We start from the raw sequence: 13,575 nt of genomic DNA on the forward strand, positions 1-13,575 counted from the left end.
CATGGATCTCGGGCTGCACGGGAAGACCGCATTCATCGCCGCATCGACGGGAGGACTCGGACGTTCCGTCGCCGAGGCGCTCGGCCGAGAGGGTGCGAATATCGTCGTGACGGGACGCCGAGGTGACGAAGCCGCCGCGATCGCCGCCGCACTCCCGTCCGCGATAGGCCTCGAGGTCGACCTGCTGGACGCCGACTCCCGCGCGCAGGCGGTGGATGCCGCAGAAGCGGAGTTCGGCACGATCGACATCCTGGTGATCAACGGGCCGGGCCCCCGGGCGTCCGCCGCGAGCGATCTGACATCCGCTGACGTCGAGACCGCGTTCGCGCAGCTCGTCGCCCCAGGCCAGAGCCTCGTGAACCGCACGCTGCCCGATATGCGCGAGCGGGGCTGGGGGCGCATCCTCGCGATCGGCTCGAGCGGGATCGCCGCTCCCCTCGAGAACCTGGCATCGTCGAACCTCGGCCGTGCGGCGCTGGCCGGCTACCTCAAGACGCTCGCCGGCGAGGTCGCCCGGGACGGCGTCACCGTGAACCTGCTCCTGCCCGGCCGCATCGCCACCGACCGGGTGGCTGCGCTGGATGCCGCGACCGCCGACCGCACCGGCGTCGACGTCGACACCGTCCGCGAGCGCTCTGCCGCCGGCATCCCCATCGGCCGCTATGGCGACCCCGCCGAGTTCGGGGCGGCCGGAGCATTCCTGTGCAGCGCACAGGCCTCTTACATCACTGGCATCGCTCTGCGATGCGACGGCGGACTGGTTCGTTCGCTGTGAGATCGGAAAGGACTCTCATGACTACTCCCGCACTGGCTCAGCACCTCATCGGCGGCGCCCTCCTCGGCGATGCAGAGAAGGAGCGCCGCAACCCGGCGAGACTCGAACAGGTCGCCGTGCTCTCGCCCTCAGGCACCGCAGCCGACGCGGACAGTGCGATCTCCGCGGCCGTCGCCGCGCAGCCCGCGTGGGCGCGGATGCCGCTGCCTGCACGCGGAGCGATCCTGTTGAAAGCCGCGGAGATCCTCCGCGAGCGCACCCCACAGGTCGCCGCAGATCTCGTGCGCGAGGAGGGCAAGACCATCGCCGAGGCCACCGGCGAGGTCGGCCGCGCGATCGGCGTGCTGCAGTTCTTCGGCTCCCTCGGCTGGGCTGCCACCGGTAGCACCTTCGCGAGCGGCATCCCCGCCACCACCGTCAACACCCGGCGTGAGCCGATCGGCGTCGTCGGCCTCATCACGCCGTGGAACTTCCCCATCGCGATCCCGGCGTGGAAGACCGCGCCCGCGCTGATCAGCGGCAACGCCGTTGTCCTGAAGCCCGCCGAGCTCACCCCGATGTCGGCCACGCATCTGGCCGTCGCATTGCATGAGGCCGGTCTTCCGGACGGCGTGTTCAACGTCGTGCACGGCAGCGGCCGCGTGGTCGGCGACGCGATCGCTCGGGACCCACGCGTGGGCGCCCTGTCGTTCACCGGGTCCACGGCCGTCGGCCTGGGACTCGAGAAGACTCTCCAGGAGCGCCGCGCGCGCGTGCAGCTCGAGATGGGTGGCAAGAACGGCGTGCTCGTGGTCGACGACGCCGACGCCCGCCGCGCAGCGCAGGTGGTCGCCGCCGGCGGCTTCTCGCTGACCGGCCAGGCGTGCACCGCGACCTCGCGCGTGTATGTGACTCCCGGCATCCGTGATGCGTTCCTGAGCGAGCTCGCCGACCTCGCCCGCACCTACGTGCCGGGCGACGGCCTCGACGCCGCCACCACGATGGGTCCCGTGGTCAGCGAGGACCAGCTTCAGCGCGACGTCTCGGCCGTGCAGGAGGCGCTCGACGGGGGCGCACGGCTGCTCGCCGGCGCCGCTGAGGCGAGGGGACTGAACTTCGCTCCCGTGGTGGCCGTCGACGTCGAGCACACCGCGCCGATCGCCACGGAGGAGATCTTCGGCCCTGTCGTCGCCGTCATCGACGTGCCCGACTACGAGGCGGGGCTCGCCGCGCTCAACGACTCGCCGTACGGCCTGACCGCCGGCATCTGCACCACGAGCCTGAAGCACTCCTCGGACTTCGCCGACCGCGTGCAGGCCGGTGTCGTGAAGGTCAACCGACCGACCTCAGGCCTCGATCTGCACGTGCCCTTCGGCGGTGTGAAGGAGTCCTCGTCGAACACCTTCCGCGAGCAGGGACACACCGCCACCCAGTTCTACACCTGGGAGAAGACCACCTACGTCGGCGTCGAGTGAGCATGCACGCACTCACCGCCGACGACCACGCACTCGTGCGCGCGGCGTCCGATCTGCTCGTTCGCGCGTACGACGACCGCAACCATCGGGTCGCCGCGGCTGTGCGCGGAGCGTCGGGCGAGGTGCACCTCGGGCTGCACCTCGCCTCGACCAGGGTGAACATCTGCGCCGAGCCGAGCGCGATCGCGAACGCCCGCATGGCCGGAGAGAACGGACTCGACACGATCGTCGCCGTGGGCATGGGCGCTGACGGCCTGCCGAAGGTCATCAATCCGTGCGGTGTCTGCCGCGAACTCGTTCCGCATTACGGCGAGGGGCTGCGGGTGATCGTCGATGACGCCGGAGAGATCGGCGTCATCGCTCCGGCCGATCTCCTGCCGATCCCGTGGGTACGAGCGCAGTCCTACGACAACTGAGCCCGCTCCCCATGCTGAGCCGGCTCCGAGCAGCATCCTCTAGCGTGTGATCATGCGCATCGTCAGCTCCGCAGACCCGCAGCTCTGGATCCCGGTCACCGACTCCTTCGGCTGGAAGGGACGCCGCCATCGCAAGGCGGCGATCCGGATGCTGATGATGCAGGCCGGCGGAGCGGCCCTGCCGCGCGGGACCAAGGTGGGCGCCTGGGCGCTCAGCCAGTTCGCGCCGGCGCTGATGAAGCGCGCCGACGGGCGCGTGCTGGTGTGGACCTGGAAGGCCGACCCCGAGCTCGTCGTCGCGATGGCCACGACGCAGGAGCTCACCAACGACGTGCGTCGCGCCCGCGCGATGATGCCCATCGAGTACGACGATACCGAGACGTTCTCCTCCGCGCTGGGCGCCGGCGAGAAGCTCGTGATGTCGCTCCCGCCCGACCCGAACCAGCCGCCGTTCGCGACGTACACGTGGGACACCGGCTCGCACCTGATCACCCTGTCTGCGGTCGGCGGCGACCGCGAGCGGTTCGGCACGCTCATCCCCGCGCTGGACGACCTGGCGCGCAGCATCCGGATCGCCGACGATGTCACCGGCGGCGAGTCGCCGGACGTGCTCCGCATCGACCCGGCCTGACCCGGGGAGCGCGTCACGATTTAGTGAAGTCGCGTAATGATGTAGTAGCATCACTATTATGACTCCGCTGCTGCTCGATCGTCTTCTCCAGATCGCCGACCTCTTCCAGAAGGACATGGCGCGCGCCTTCGCGGGCACCGGCCTGACGACCGCTCGCGTCCATCTGCTCTGGATGCTGCAGCACCACGGCCCGTCGACGCAGCAGGCGCTCGCCCAGCTCTGCGAGGTGAGCCCGCGCAACATCACCGGGCTCGTCGATGGGCTCGAGCACTCCGGACATGTGCGTCGCACCCCGCATCCGACCGACCGCCGCGCGGTGCTCGTCGAACTCACCGAGACCGCGCGCGAGACGATGGCGAAGATGCAGCAGGAGCACGTCGAGCTCAACGAGACACTGGTCGCCTCGATCACTCCGGAGGATCGTGCCGCCGTGGAGCGCGGTGTCGCCGCGCTCGCCGATCACCTCGCGGCGCTGGTCGCGGACGCCGAGAGTGACGCCGCCGAGATGACGGATGCCGGTGCGAGGGCCGGAGCATGACCGCAGAGATCACGATCCAGCGACCGGCACCGACCCGATGGCAGCGCTTCGCATCGATGATGCGGCGAGCGCTCCACGCCGAGCTGCGGGTGTACTCGAGCATCGGTCGGGCGATCGCGCGGCGGCCCGCGGTACCACGCGGCGGCACCGGCATCGGCTACCACCGCCCGACACTGACGGTGCTGATCGTCTTCATCGTGCTGTCCGCAGTCGAGATCCCGATCATCGACCTGATCGTGCACCGCTGGCCCGCCGTGCGCATCGGATTCCTCATCCTGGGCATCTGGGGACTGACGTGGATGATCGGACTGCTGTGCGCGATGCTGATGCGTCCGCACGCTGTCGCGCCCGACGGCATCGTGATCCGGGGCGGGCTCGAGGTCGACGTCGCGATCCCGTGGAGCGCCGTCGCCTCGGTCGCGATTCGCAAGCGGATCGACGAACCGAAGCAGCCTCGCGTCACGGAGCGACCGGACGGCTGGGAGTACGCGGAGCGCGTCCTGCACGAGACCAACATCCTGATCGAACTGGAGCAGCCTCACCCGGTGCGGCTGCCGGGCCTTCCGCCGCGCGGTGGCGAACAGCTGGTCACGTCCGTGCGCATCTGGGCAGACGACCCGCGCGCCTTCCTGGACGCCGCACGCCCATTCCTCCTCGCGGCGGACTGACGACGCCGTGAGGACTACCGGTCATTGCTGGCCGGTGTAGAACGCGTACGTCGCCTCGGCAGCACTCGCGGCAGCCGCGGAATCGGCACCGGCGGCGATATGCGCTGCAGCCCAACCGTCGGCGGCCGCGCGGGTGAAGGCCTTGCCCTCGTCGGACAGCTGCCAGGCCTCGGCCTCTGCGGGCGAGATGGATCCGTCGACCGAGCCGAGGTGCAGGGCGAGACCCAGCAGTGCCTGGTCCCAGCCGACGCCGGTGGCCCCGGGTCCGTACGTCTCCCACATCCCCGGCGGCACGTCAGCGGTCCGCGCCGTGTGCTCGAGCTCGAATCGCGTTCGGTCGGCGCTCTCTTCGGTGAGTCTGACCGTGAGCCAGGTGACGCCACCGCCGTACTCCCAGGTGACCCGATATGAGGCCGTTCCACCGGACGGCGGGCTGCATTCGAGCACCTCGCCTCCCGCATTGCCCTCGAGCTGATACCGTCCGCCGAGTTCGAGATCGCCGGAGACGGGCAGGAACCAGCGCGCGATGCGCTCGGGCGTCGTCACCGCCTGCCAGACGTCGTCGATCCCGGACGGATACCGCTCACCGATCGTCTGCACGTTCGACGGCGCGCCGTCGATGTCTGCGGTGCGCAGCTCCCGCTCGACCGCGTCGATCTGCTTCTGGATGTCAACCATGGTCATGCCTCTCCTTCTTCGGATCCTTCCCGTGCACGATCGCGTCTGCCGCGGGTGAGTTCGGTGTCGAGCGCGGCGAGCGGCCCGTTCCAGAATCGCTCGAACGGGCTCAGCCACGCGCTCGCACGCTGCACGCCTGCCGCATCGACGGCGTAGAGCCGCCGGGTGCCCTCGGCGCGCACGGTGGCGAAGCCCTGTTCGCGCAGGAGACGCAGATGCTGCGAGACAGCAGGCTGGCTGATGCCGAACTCGGCCTGGATGACCGAGCCGATCGCGCCCGCGGACTCCTCGCCCTCGGCGAGCAGCTCGAGGATGCGTCGGCGGACCGGATCTCCGAGGACGTCGAGTGCGTGCATGCCTCCATACTTGCGTTGTTGCTTATATAAGTCAAGACACAAATATCGGGGGCCCATGGGGGTTCTGAAGGGAGGTCCTACGTAGACTCGCCGGATGACGCATTCGCACGTCATCCATGGCGCACCGGGCCGGGAGGGAGATCACGGGACGTGAGAGCACGGAACACGTTCGGCGTGCTTCGCCTCTTCACGGCCGCCGTGTGCCTGATCGCGCTCGTGCACCGGCTGTTCTGGGGACTCAGCTCGCAGACCATCGCCGGCCGCAACTTCTTCGCGTATCTCACGGTCGAGTCGAACATCGCCCTGGTCGTGGTGCTGATCATCGGCGGCGTTCTCGCCTTCACTCGCCTCGCGGATCCACGCTGGTTCAGCATCTCCCTGTCTCTCGTGCTCACCTGGACCATCACAGCGGGTCTCGCGTTCGCGCTGATCGTGTGGCAGGCCGGACTCCGCGGCATCCGCGTGGATGTGCCCTGGTCGGATCAGCTGCTGCACTTCTGGCTGCCCGCGTTCACCGCGATCGCCTGGACGCTCACCCCCGGCCATCGCTCCGTACCATGGTGGATCGTGCCCGGGTCGCTGGTGTTCCCGCTGGCGTGGGGCGGAGTGACGATGTGGCGGGGTCCGATGATCGGCTGGTACCCGTACTACTTCCTGGACCTGCGCCAGGTCAGCGGTATCGGCGAATTCCTTGTCACGAGCGGCATCGCTCTGGCGATCTTCGCGCTGATCGCAGCCGTGCTCGCACTGATCAGCAGGATCAGTCCGGCGAAGGCCGAGCGCCGGGCGGGCTCCGGAGCCGATCCGAACGCCGGCGGCGACTCGAAGCGGGTCAGCCCGCCTCCGGCGGCAGGAACGGCGCCAGCGACGTGAGCGCTGCGAGAAGCGCATCCTGATCCTCGAGCTCGGCGAAGCTCTCGGCCGCGTCTGCGCCGACGATGCCGACGAGGATGCCGTCGCCGGTGGCGGGCATCAGATTGATCCAGGTGCGCACCGGGTCGTCGCCGCCGACGGAGTGCCAGATCGTGGCGTCGGTCTCCCAGAACGGCTCGTCGTAGCGCAGCCAGATCGTCTCGATGTGGCCCGTGCCGAGGGCGTTGATCGCGCCGCGATGCGAGAACGGCAGGGGTGGCGAGAAGTCGACGCCACCAGCCTGCAGCACTCCGAGCGGTACGGTCACGACGACGCGATCGAACGACGTGGACTCGCCGGTGCCCAGGCGCAGGCTGACGCCGGCATCGTCGTACGCGATTCGGGTCACGGGGGATGACAGGGTGAGCTGCGCGCTCGTCAGCAGTGACTTGACGTGCGCATCGAAATCGCCGGTCACCGCTCGCAGCTCGGAGGAGGGCAGCTCGGGCGGGAACCACGAGGAGAGCACATCGGCATCCGCACCCGCCGTCGTGGCGAGATACGAGAGCAGCGCCGCGATGCTCGGATCCTCGAGATCGGCCCCCGTCTCGGTGAGCGCTTCGGCGAGCGCGATGTCGGTCGGAAGCTTCTGTGCCGCAGCGATGGCCGTCTCGAGCGGAGCGTTGCCGATCGGCTCGACGTCGCCTTCCGGCGACCGCCAGAGAGCGGATGACAGCTCCGTGGTCTCGGGCAGGCCGGATTCCTCGCGCGCAGGTTCGTCGCCTTCGGCAAGCGCTGGGAGCAGCCAGCCGCCGAGCTGGATCGGCACCGCCCACTCCTCGTCGAGCTGCGAGTGCGCACGCCCGCCGACGCGGTCGCGTGCTTCGAGGACCGTGACGTCGAGGTCGGCATCCGCGAGTCCGGCCGCCACCGCGGCGCCGGCGAGGCCCGCGCCGATCACGGCGATCCGCTCGCCGGGTGCCGCCATCGCACGGATGCGCACCGCGGCACTCTCGCCGGAGTGGATCGCCCCGCGGATGGTGGCCGGATTGTCGGCATCCGTCGCCTCGCCGGCGAAGAACACGCGACCGTCGACCGGTTCCGCCAGGCGACTGCGGGCGTCGGCCTGCACGCCGATGCGCGTGTAGCTGACCGCGCCGCGTGAGTACGGGTCGGTCGCCCACGTGCTGCGGACCGTGGCTGCCGGAGCGGGAACCGGGGTGGTCGGCAGTGGTGAGGGCGTGCGCGTCTTCGTGGGCGTGGGCTTCGGCTCCGGTGTGCAGGACACGAGCAGCACGCCGAGGGCGCCGGCTCCGGCGCCGACCAGCAGTTCTCGACGCGTCATCCTCACCCGCGCCAGACTACCCGCTCCGTCTCGCTCGCACCCAGGCCGCGAGAATCGCTTTGCTGAATGGGAATCGTGCTCCCACGCTGATTCTCGAGCAGCAAAGCAATTCTCGCGGCGACGCGCAGCGTACGCGGGAGCGTCAGACCGTGACGTCGCCGATCAGGTTCACCTTGATGCCCATGCCGTCGAACATCGCGGCCTTGGCGATCAGGGCCTTGTCGGCGGTCTCGGCATCCGGCGCGTACACGAGCTGCGCGTGGTTGGCCTTGTGACGGGCCATGAACTGGTCGCGCGAGACGCCGTGCAGCACGACGTGCGCGATCGGCCACTCCGGGTTGGTGGCCGCGTGACGACGAGCGGTCTCCTCCGCGGGCAGTTCGACTACCGAGGCACGGAAGATGTCGGCCTGCAGGATGCCGTCGGCGATGAACACACGCGAGAGCACGACCTCGCCGGGCTGCGAGACGCCGTTGAGCGTCGCACCACCCGCGGGGAAGAACACGTGCCCCTGACGCCAGCCCTCGGCCTTGTCCCAGCCGCCGAGGTGCGAGGCGGGAACCGAGCCCGAGATCTCGTACGCCCAGACGAACTGGCCGTCGTACTCCTCGCCCCAGCGCACGTCGTGCAGGGTGTTGTCGGGCACGAGCCCCATGGCGCGCCACACGCGGTCGGTGACCAGCGCGTCGACCGCGACGCCCTCATCGGCCTCGTTGAAGTGCGGGAAGGCGCGACCGGCGTGCAGTTCGCGTTTCCCGTCACGGGAGAACACCGGAGGACGCTCGGTCGAGTTCAGGATGCCCTCGGCGAGGTCGGATGCCGGGACGAGATCCTTGAGGCCCTGCTGGTACTGGATGCCCACGGCATCCAGACCGAAGTCGTCCGCGATGCGGAGGGCGGCGATGTACATCTTCATCTGCCACTGCACCTGCTCACGGGTGAGCTCGGTGGCACCGTCCTCGCCGTACTTGAAGGTCATGCCGGCATCGATCAGCCAGTCATACGCAGCATTCGCCTCTTCCTCCTTGACCTGGAGCATCTCGGCGTACAGCGCGGACTGCGACAGCCGCTCCTTGTAGATGCCGGTCTGGTTGAGCAGCTCGTCGTCGAAGATGGCGTTGTACATGCCCATGCAGCCCTCGTCGAAGACGCCGATGATGGCCTTCTCGTCGAGCAGCTGCGCGGCGAGCGCCTCGCCGAGCTGCTTCTCGGGGCTGTCCGGCAGGGCCGGGAGCTCGCGGACGTGCGAGTAGTCGTGGGTGATGGTGCCGGTCTCGGTCCACTCCTTCAGCCCCTGACGGAACCACTCGTCGGTGAAGTCGACCGACCAGGTGGTGGCGTACGGCTTGTCCATCTTCGTCAGGCCCGCGTTGAGGCCGAGGAGCCCGACCAGCCCCGGCCAGTCACCAGCGAAGTTGGCGACCGTGAGAATCGGGCCCTCGTGGGTGCGGAGCCCGGCGAGCACGTGGTGCGAGTACTGCCAGTTCGCGATCGCGACGATGAGCGGTGCGCCTGTGGGGATGTTCTTGAAGACCTCGAGGCCCATGCGCTGGCTGGAGATGAAGCCGTGTCCGGTCTCCGGGTCGACGTCGAAGGCGCGGACGACGCTCCAGCCGAGTCCCTCGAACACGCTGGTGACGCCGGCCTCGAGGGCGACCTGGGTCGGCCAGCCGCCGACGTTGGCCGACTCGCGCAGGTCACCGGAGGTGATCAGGTACGCGGTCTTGGGGGCGGATGCCGGACGCGTCGCCGGCGTGGGAAGGGTGTAGCTCATGATTCCTCCGGTGTTGAGTGGTTGTCTGGGAGCCGCGCGGCGTACACGTCGCCGGCACGGAGTCGGATGCCACGGGCGATGGTCGCACCGTGGAGCTGCAGTTCATCGGCCACGAGACGGCCGCCGTCGAGGCGGAGCGTGAGGGTGTCGCCGTCGATCTCGACGCGCCCCCACCCCGTACCCGTGGTGAACAGCGATCGGAAGGGGCCGCTCGTGGCCGGCGCGAAGCCGAGCGTGCGCGACGGGGCGTCCCACTGCGCGCCGGCAGCGGCGATGATCAGAGCCCAGGACGCCAGCGAGCGGGCGTAGTGGTTGCCGCACTCGATCTCGTTCCACGGGTTGCGATGGGCACCGTCGTATCGTGCGCGCAGCGTGCGCTCGATCAGCAGGGCGTCCTCTGTGCGGCCGGCGAACATCAGGGATGCCGCAACCTGGTGCTCGATGCCCGTCCACACCTCGTCGGAGTACACGAACGGGATCGCGGGCCGTCCGCCGCGCGGCCACGAGGCGAGCAGCAGTCCGCCCTCGTCGTTCAATGCGTACACGCGCTGCGTGCTCTCGTGCCGGGACAGGTCGACGCGGTGGTTGTGGGCGACGATCGCGGCGAGCGCGGACTCGATGCGCTCGGGCGGCAGCAGATGCCCGAGTCCTCCGAGGAAGGCGTGGAACTGTCCGAGCAGCTGGTCGGAGAGGATGCCCTCGCCGTACTGGTAGCGATGCTGGTCGACGTCGGAGATCACCTGCCGGTAGTACTCGCCGTTCCAGAGGACGGCATCCATGGCATCCGCCGCGCGGTCGGCGCGCGCCGACCAGTCCCGCGCACGATCGGTCTCGCCGAGGTGTTCGGCCATCCGGGCGCCGGCGCGCAGGGCGGCGAGGAGGATGCCGTTCGCGAGCGGCTCGATCCCGTGGAACTCGATGTCGTAGGTGTTGTGCAGCTCGCCGTCGAGCAGGCCGTCGCCGTCGCGGTCCCATTCGCGGAGCGCGTGGTCGAGCGAGCGGGATGCCGCCGGCCACAGCTCCGCGAGGAAGTCGTCGTCGCCGCTGAAGCGCCACTCCCTGTGCAGGCGCAGCAGGGTGCCGAGCTGTCCGTCGACGGCTGGACCCATGAACCACGACGGGCCGCCGAAGACGCGGTTGCCACGGAACTTCTGGGCGCCGCCTGCATCCGTCTCGAGCAGGTACTCGGCCCGGCGCGCGCTGCGCTCGAGCGACGGGAAAAGCCACGCCGCCGTCTGCGCGTAAGACCAGACGTGGGTGCAGGTGCCCTCGCAGGATCCGCCGTGGTCGAAGGACCCCTCCCAGGCGGCGAACACGGGGCCCTCGCCCAGCTCGGGGTTGGGCGATTCGAGCACGAAGCAGGTCGTCGAGCGGAGGGCGGCGATGTTCGCACCGGCTGCGTCGCTGATGACGGGATCGAGGCTGCCGCCGTAGAGTGCCGCGACGAAGGCGTTCGTCTTGTCCTCGAGCGCGGGGAGCTCGCGGTGCAGGTGCGCGGCTGCCGACCAGGCGTCGGGCCAGAGCGTGGCGTAGTGGTTGCGGACGACGCCGCTCTCGGGGTCGTCCAGGATGATGTGGCCGTGCCAGCCGCGGCGCCGGTTGGGGAAGCTCCAGGCGAGCACGAACTCGAAGTCGTAGCTCTCCCCGGGAGCGAGCGTGTGCACGATGCCGAGGGACCCGGTGCGGATCCGCGGCAGCTTCGCCATCATCTGCTCTTCGGTCAGCTGGGTGTCCGCGCCATCGGCGTCCAGCTCCGCGAACAGCCCGTGCGGACGGTCCTCCAGCGTGAGCCGGGGCTCGGGTGCCAGCACCCCGTCGTCGGCGAGGTCGTTCCAGAACAGCCGGGCGCCGTCGGGCCAGTAGCTGGTCACCCATTGCGGTTTCACGGTGGTCGAGGCGTCCGTCGTGGTCAGGCTCAGGGTGCCGTAGCCGGGGTCGTCCTCGGGGAGGTCGATGCCGAAGTCGAGCCCGCGCACGTCGCCGTCGTCGCGCCAGCGGACGGTCTGCGTGGCGCGCATGCCCCAGGGCGCGTCGGGCCCCGGCGTACCGCGACCGGCGGTGTGCGAGACGCTGCCGGCGACGGTCACGGCGACCGGCGACGGCCCCGGGTTGGTCACCCGGTAGCGCAGCACGGCGGCGGGGATGCCGGACGCATCAGCGTCGAGCGGCACGAGAGGCGTGAAGGCGCGGAGCGAGACGTCGACGGGAAGGTCGTCGTCGGTGAAGTCGATGTCGACCACGGGATACTCGCCGTGGAGCGTTGCCCCGGCGAGCCGCGGCAGGCCCGCGAGCTGGTCGAACGGGTATCCGGCATCCGCGTCGTGACGGCCGGTGAACCGCGCCTCGAGAACGCGGGTGATCGCCTCGCCGCCTTCGGGCGCCGCGTGGATCGCGAAGAAGGAGTGCGGGTTGCGGCGACCCTTGTCGGGCAGGTTCTCCAGCTCCCAGTCGCGCAGCTCGCCGCGCGCGCCGAGCGAGACGTTGCCGGTGCCGATGCCGCCGAGCGGGAAGGCGGTGGCCTGCGAGGTGTGCGGGATGCCGCGCGCCCGGCGCTGCGCAGGCTGCCGCTCACTCACGGCGGGCTCCGCGCTGTTCGGCCGCGAGCTCGTGCACGACGTCCTTGGATCCCTCGTACAGGCGCACGTAGCGGTCGAAGAGCGTGTCGTAGAAGTCGGCGAGCGCCGGGTCGGGCCTGATGGTCTCGGTGATCGGGTTCCAGTCCGTGATGACCGGGGCTTCGCCCTCGTTCGCGACGGCGGATGCCGCGAGGAACGCAGCCCCGTAGCTGGCGCCGATCGTCGTCGCGGGCAGCTCCTGCACGAGACCCGTGACGTCGGAGACGACCTGCAGCCAGAGGCGGCCCTGCGTGCCCCCGCCGACGGCGACGATGCGACGGATGTCGGCGCCCGCCGCACGCATGGTCTCGACGTTGTGCCGCACCCCGAGCGCGGTTGCTTCGAGGGCGGCGCGGTACAGGTCGCCGCGGGTGTGCTCGAGGGTGAGTCCCGCGATGACGCCGCGGGCGTCCGGGTCCTGGATGGGCGTGCGCTCCCCCGCGAAGTACGGCAGGACGAGCAGCCCGTTCGCGCCGGGGCCGGAGGTCTCGGCATCCGCCAGCAGATCCGGATAGTCGGAGCCGGTGAGATCCTTCAGCCACGCCGTCAGCGCGCCCGAGGTGGACAGGCCGCCGGCGAGGTTGCGGGTGCCGGGGAACGCGCCGGCGGTGGTCCACATCGACGGGGTGCGCAACGTCTCATCGCCGGTGGCGACCAGGAACATGGTCGTGCCGTACATCAGCATGAGGTCAGAGGCCCCGTGGGCGCCGACGCTGACCGCCTCGGTCCAGGCGTCGATCGTGCCGGTGATGACCGGTGTGCCCTCCGGAATGCCGGTGAGCTCTGCCGCTTCGGCGGTCACGTGGCCGGCGATCTCACCCGCCCAGGTGAGCCGCGGCTGTTCGATCCGGCCGGCGTAGCGCTGCCACCACGCGTCATACCAGGTCTCGTTCTCGATGTCGTAGAGCGGCGAGGTCTGGCTGGCCGACTGGTGGTCGAGCACATAGGCGCCGGTGAGATGGCGGGCGAGCCAGGATGCCGGCATGAAGAAGCGCTCGGCGCGGGACCAGGCATCCGGCTCCTCGTCCGCGATCCAGGCGATCTTCGCGCCGCCGGCCTGCGAGGTGAGGGTCGAGCCGCCGATGCGGGTGATCTCGTCGGTGCCGAGTTCGTCGTTCATGCGGGTGATCTGGGCGCCGGAGCGCGTGTCGACGCCGTAGAGGATCGCCGGGCGGACGGGCTGGTCGTCGGCGTCGGCCAGGAGCACGCAGGGGCCCATGCCGCTGACGCCGACGGCGGTGATCTCGGCGTCCTGGTGGGCGGCGATCAGCTCGCGGGCGATGTCGGTGAACTCGTCCCACCAGATGCCCGCGTCCATCTCGACCCAGCCGGTGTGCGGGCGGTCGACGTCGTGCGCACGAGTGGCGGATGCCACGATCCTGCCGTCCTCGGCGACGAGCACGCCCTTCGTGCTCGACGTGCCGACGTCGACACCGAGGGTGCAGCGCATGCGGTCCTCCCTGATCGCGAGTT

Annotated in this window: 13 protein-coding genes; 7 read left to right on the forward strand and 6 right to left on the reverse strand. The window is 70.0% G+C overall.

The window, feature by feature from the left end; all coding sequences use genetic code 11:
• Position 1 precedes the first annotated feature (1 nt).
• From IM776_RS14690 to IM776_RS14715, 6 genes are read left to right on the forward strand one after another with little or no spacing between them, the layout of a single operon-like run.
• Positions 2–775: an SDR family oxidoreductase gene (locus tag IM776_RS14690; RefSeq protein WP_194420880.1), complete on the forward strand. Its 774-nt coding sequence runs from the start codon at positions 2–4 to the stop codon at positions 773–775.
• 17 nt (positions 776–792) lie between these two features.
• A complete protein-coding gene (locus IM776_RS14695; RefSeq protein ID WP_194420881.1) occupies positions 793–2,229 on the forward strand; it encodes an aldehyde dehydrogenase family protein in 1,437 nt (478 codons plus the stop codon).
• Positions 2,230–2,231: 2 nt separating this feature from the next.
• Positions 2,232–2,645 (forward strand): cytidine deaminase family protein, encoded by a 414-nt coding sequence (locus IM776_RS14700; RefSeq protein ID WP_194420882.1) that lies wholly within the window; start codon positions 2,232–2,234, stop codon positions 2,643–2,645.
• Between the two features lie 52 nt (positions 2,646–2,697).
• On the forward strand, positions 2,698–3,276 hold the full coding sequence (locus tag IM776_RS14705; protein ID WP_194420883.1) for a hypothetical protein: 579 nt from the start codon (positions 2,698–2,700) through the stop codon (positions 3,274–3,276).
• A gap of 58 nt (positions 3,277–3,334) precedes the next feature.
• Positions 3,335–3,814 carry a MarR family winged helix-turn-helix transcriptional regulator gene (locus IM776_RS14710; RefSeq protein WP_194420884.1) on the forward strand — a complete coding sequence of 160 codons (480 nt, stop codon included), beginning with the start codon at positions 3,335–3,337 and terminating at the stop codon, positions 3,812–3,814.
• Positions 3,811–4,482 (forward strand): hypothetical protein, encoded by a 672-nt coding sequence (locus IM776_RS14715; RefSeq protein WP_228479787.1) that lies wholly within the window; start codon positions 3,811–3,813, stop codon positions 4,480–4,482. The genes IM776_RS14710 and IM776_RS14715 overlap by 4 nt, the downstream gene beginning before the upstream one ends.
• 21 nt (positions 4,483–4,503) lie before the next feature.
• Here IM776_RS14715 and IM776_RS14720 read toward each other — a convergent pair whose 3' ends face one another.
• Complete coding sequence (locus tag IM776_RS14720; protein ID WP_194422672.1) at positions 4,504–5,160, reverse strand: SRPBCC domain-containing protein; 657 nt, start codon at positions 5,158–5,160, stop codon at positions 4,504–4,506.
• Positions 5,161–5,162: 2 nt separating this feature from the next.
• Positions 5,163–5,516 carry an ArsR/SmtB family transcription factor gene (locus IM776_RS14725; protein ID WP_194420885.1) on the reverse strand — a complete coding sequence of 118 codons (354 nt, stop codon included), beginning with the start codon at positions 5,514–5,516 and terminating at the stop codon, positions 5,163–5,165.
• A gap of 174 nt (positions 5,517–5,690) precedes the next feature.
• On the opposite strand from IM776_RS14725, the gene IM776_RS14730 reads away from it, so the two are divergent.
• Positions 5,691–6,389, forward strand: a complete 699-nt coding sequence (locus IM776_RS14730; protein WP_228479788.1) for a Pr6Pr family membrane protein — start codon at positions 5,691–5,693, stop codon at positions 6,387–6,389.
• On the opposite strand, the gene IM776_RS14735 is transcribed toward IM776_RS14730, so the two are convergent.
• From IM776_RS14735 to IM776_RS14750, 4 genes are all read right to left on the reverse strand, one after another.
• Positions 6,349–7,713 (reverse strand): flavin monoamine oxidase family protein, encoded by a 1,365-nt coding sequence (locus IM776_RS14735; RefSeq protein WP_228479995.1) that lies wholly within the window; start codon positions 7,711–7,713, stop codon positions 6,349–6,351. The genes IM776_RS14730 and IM776_RS14735 overlap by 41 nt on opposite strands.
• 142 nt (positions 7,714–7,855) lie before the next feature.
• Complete coding sequence (locus IM776_RS14740) at positions 7,856–9,487, reverse strand: fucose isomerase (RefSeq protein ID WP_228479789.1); 1,632 nt, start codon at positions 9,485–9,487, stop codon at positions 7,856–7,858.
• Positions 9,484–12,063: a GH116 family glycosyl-hydrolase gene (locus IM776_RS14745; RefSeq protein ID WP_194420888.1), complete on the reverse strand. Its 2,580-nt coding sequence runs from the start codon at positions 12,061–12,063 to the stop codon at positions 9,484–9,486. The genes IM776_RS14740 and IM776_RS14745 overlap by 4 nt, the downstream gene beginning before the upstream one ends.
• Positions 12,056–13,552, reverse strand: coding sequence for an FGGY-family carbohydrate kinase (locus IM776_RS14750; protein WP_194420889.1), 1,497 nt, complete (start codon positions 13,550–13,552; stop codon positions 12,056–12,058). The genes IM776_RS14745 and IM776_RS14750 overlap by 8 nt, the downstream gene beginning before the upstream one ends.
• Positions 13,553–13,575 lie beyond the last annotated feature (23 nt).

The organism is Microbacterium abyssi (genome assembly GCF_015277895.1).
GTDB classification, from domain to species: Bacteria; Actinomycetota; Actinomycetes; order Actinomycetales; family Microbacteriaceae; genus Microbacterium; species Microbacterium abyssi.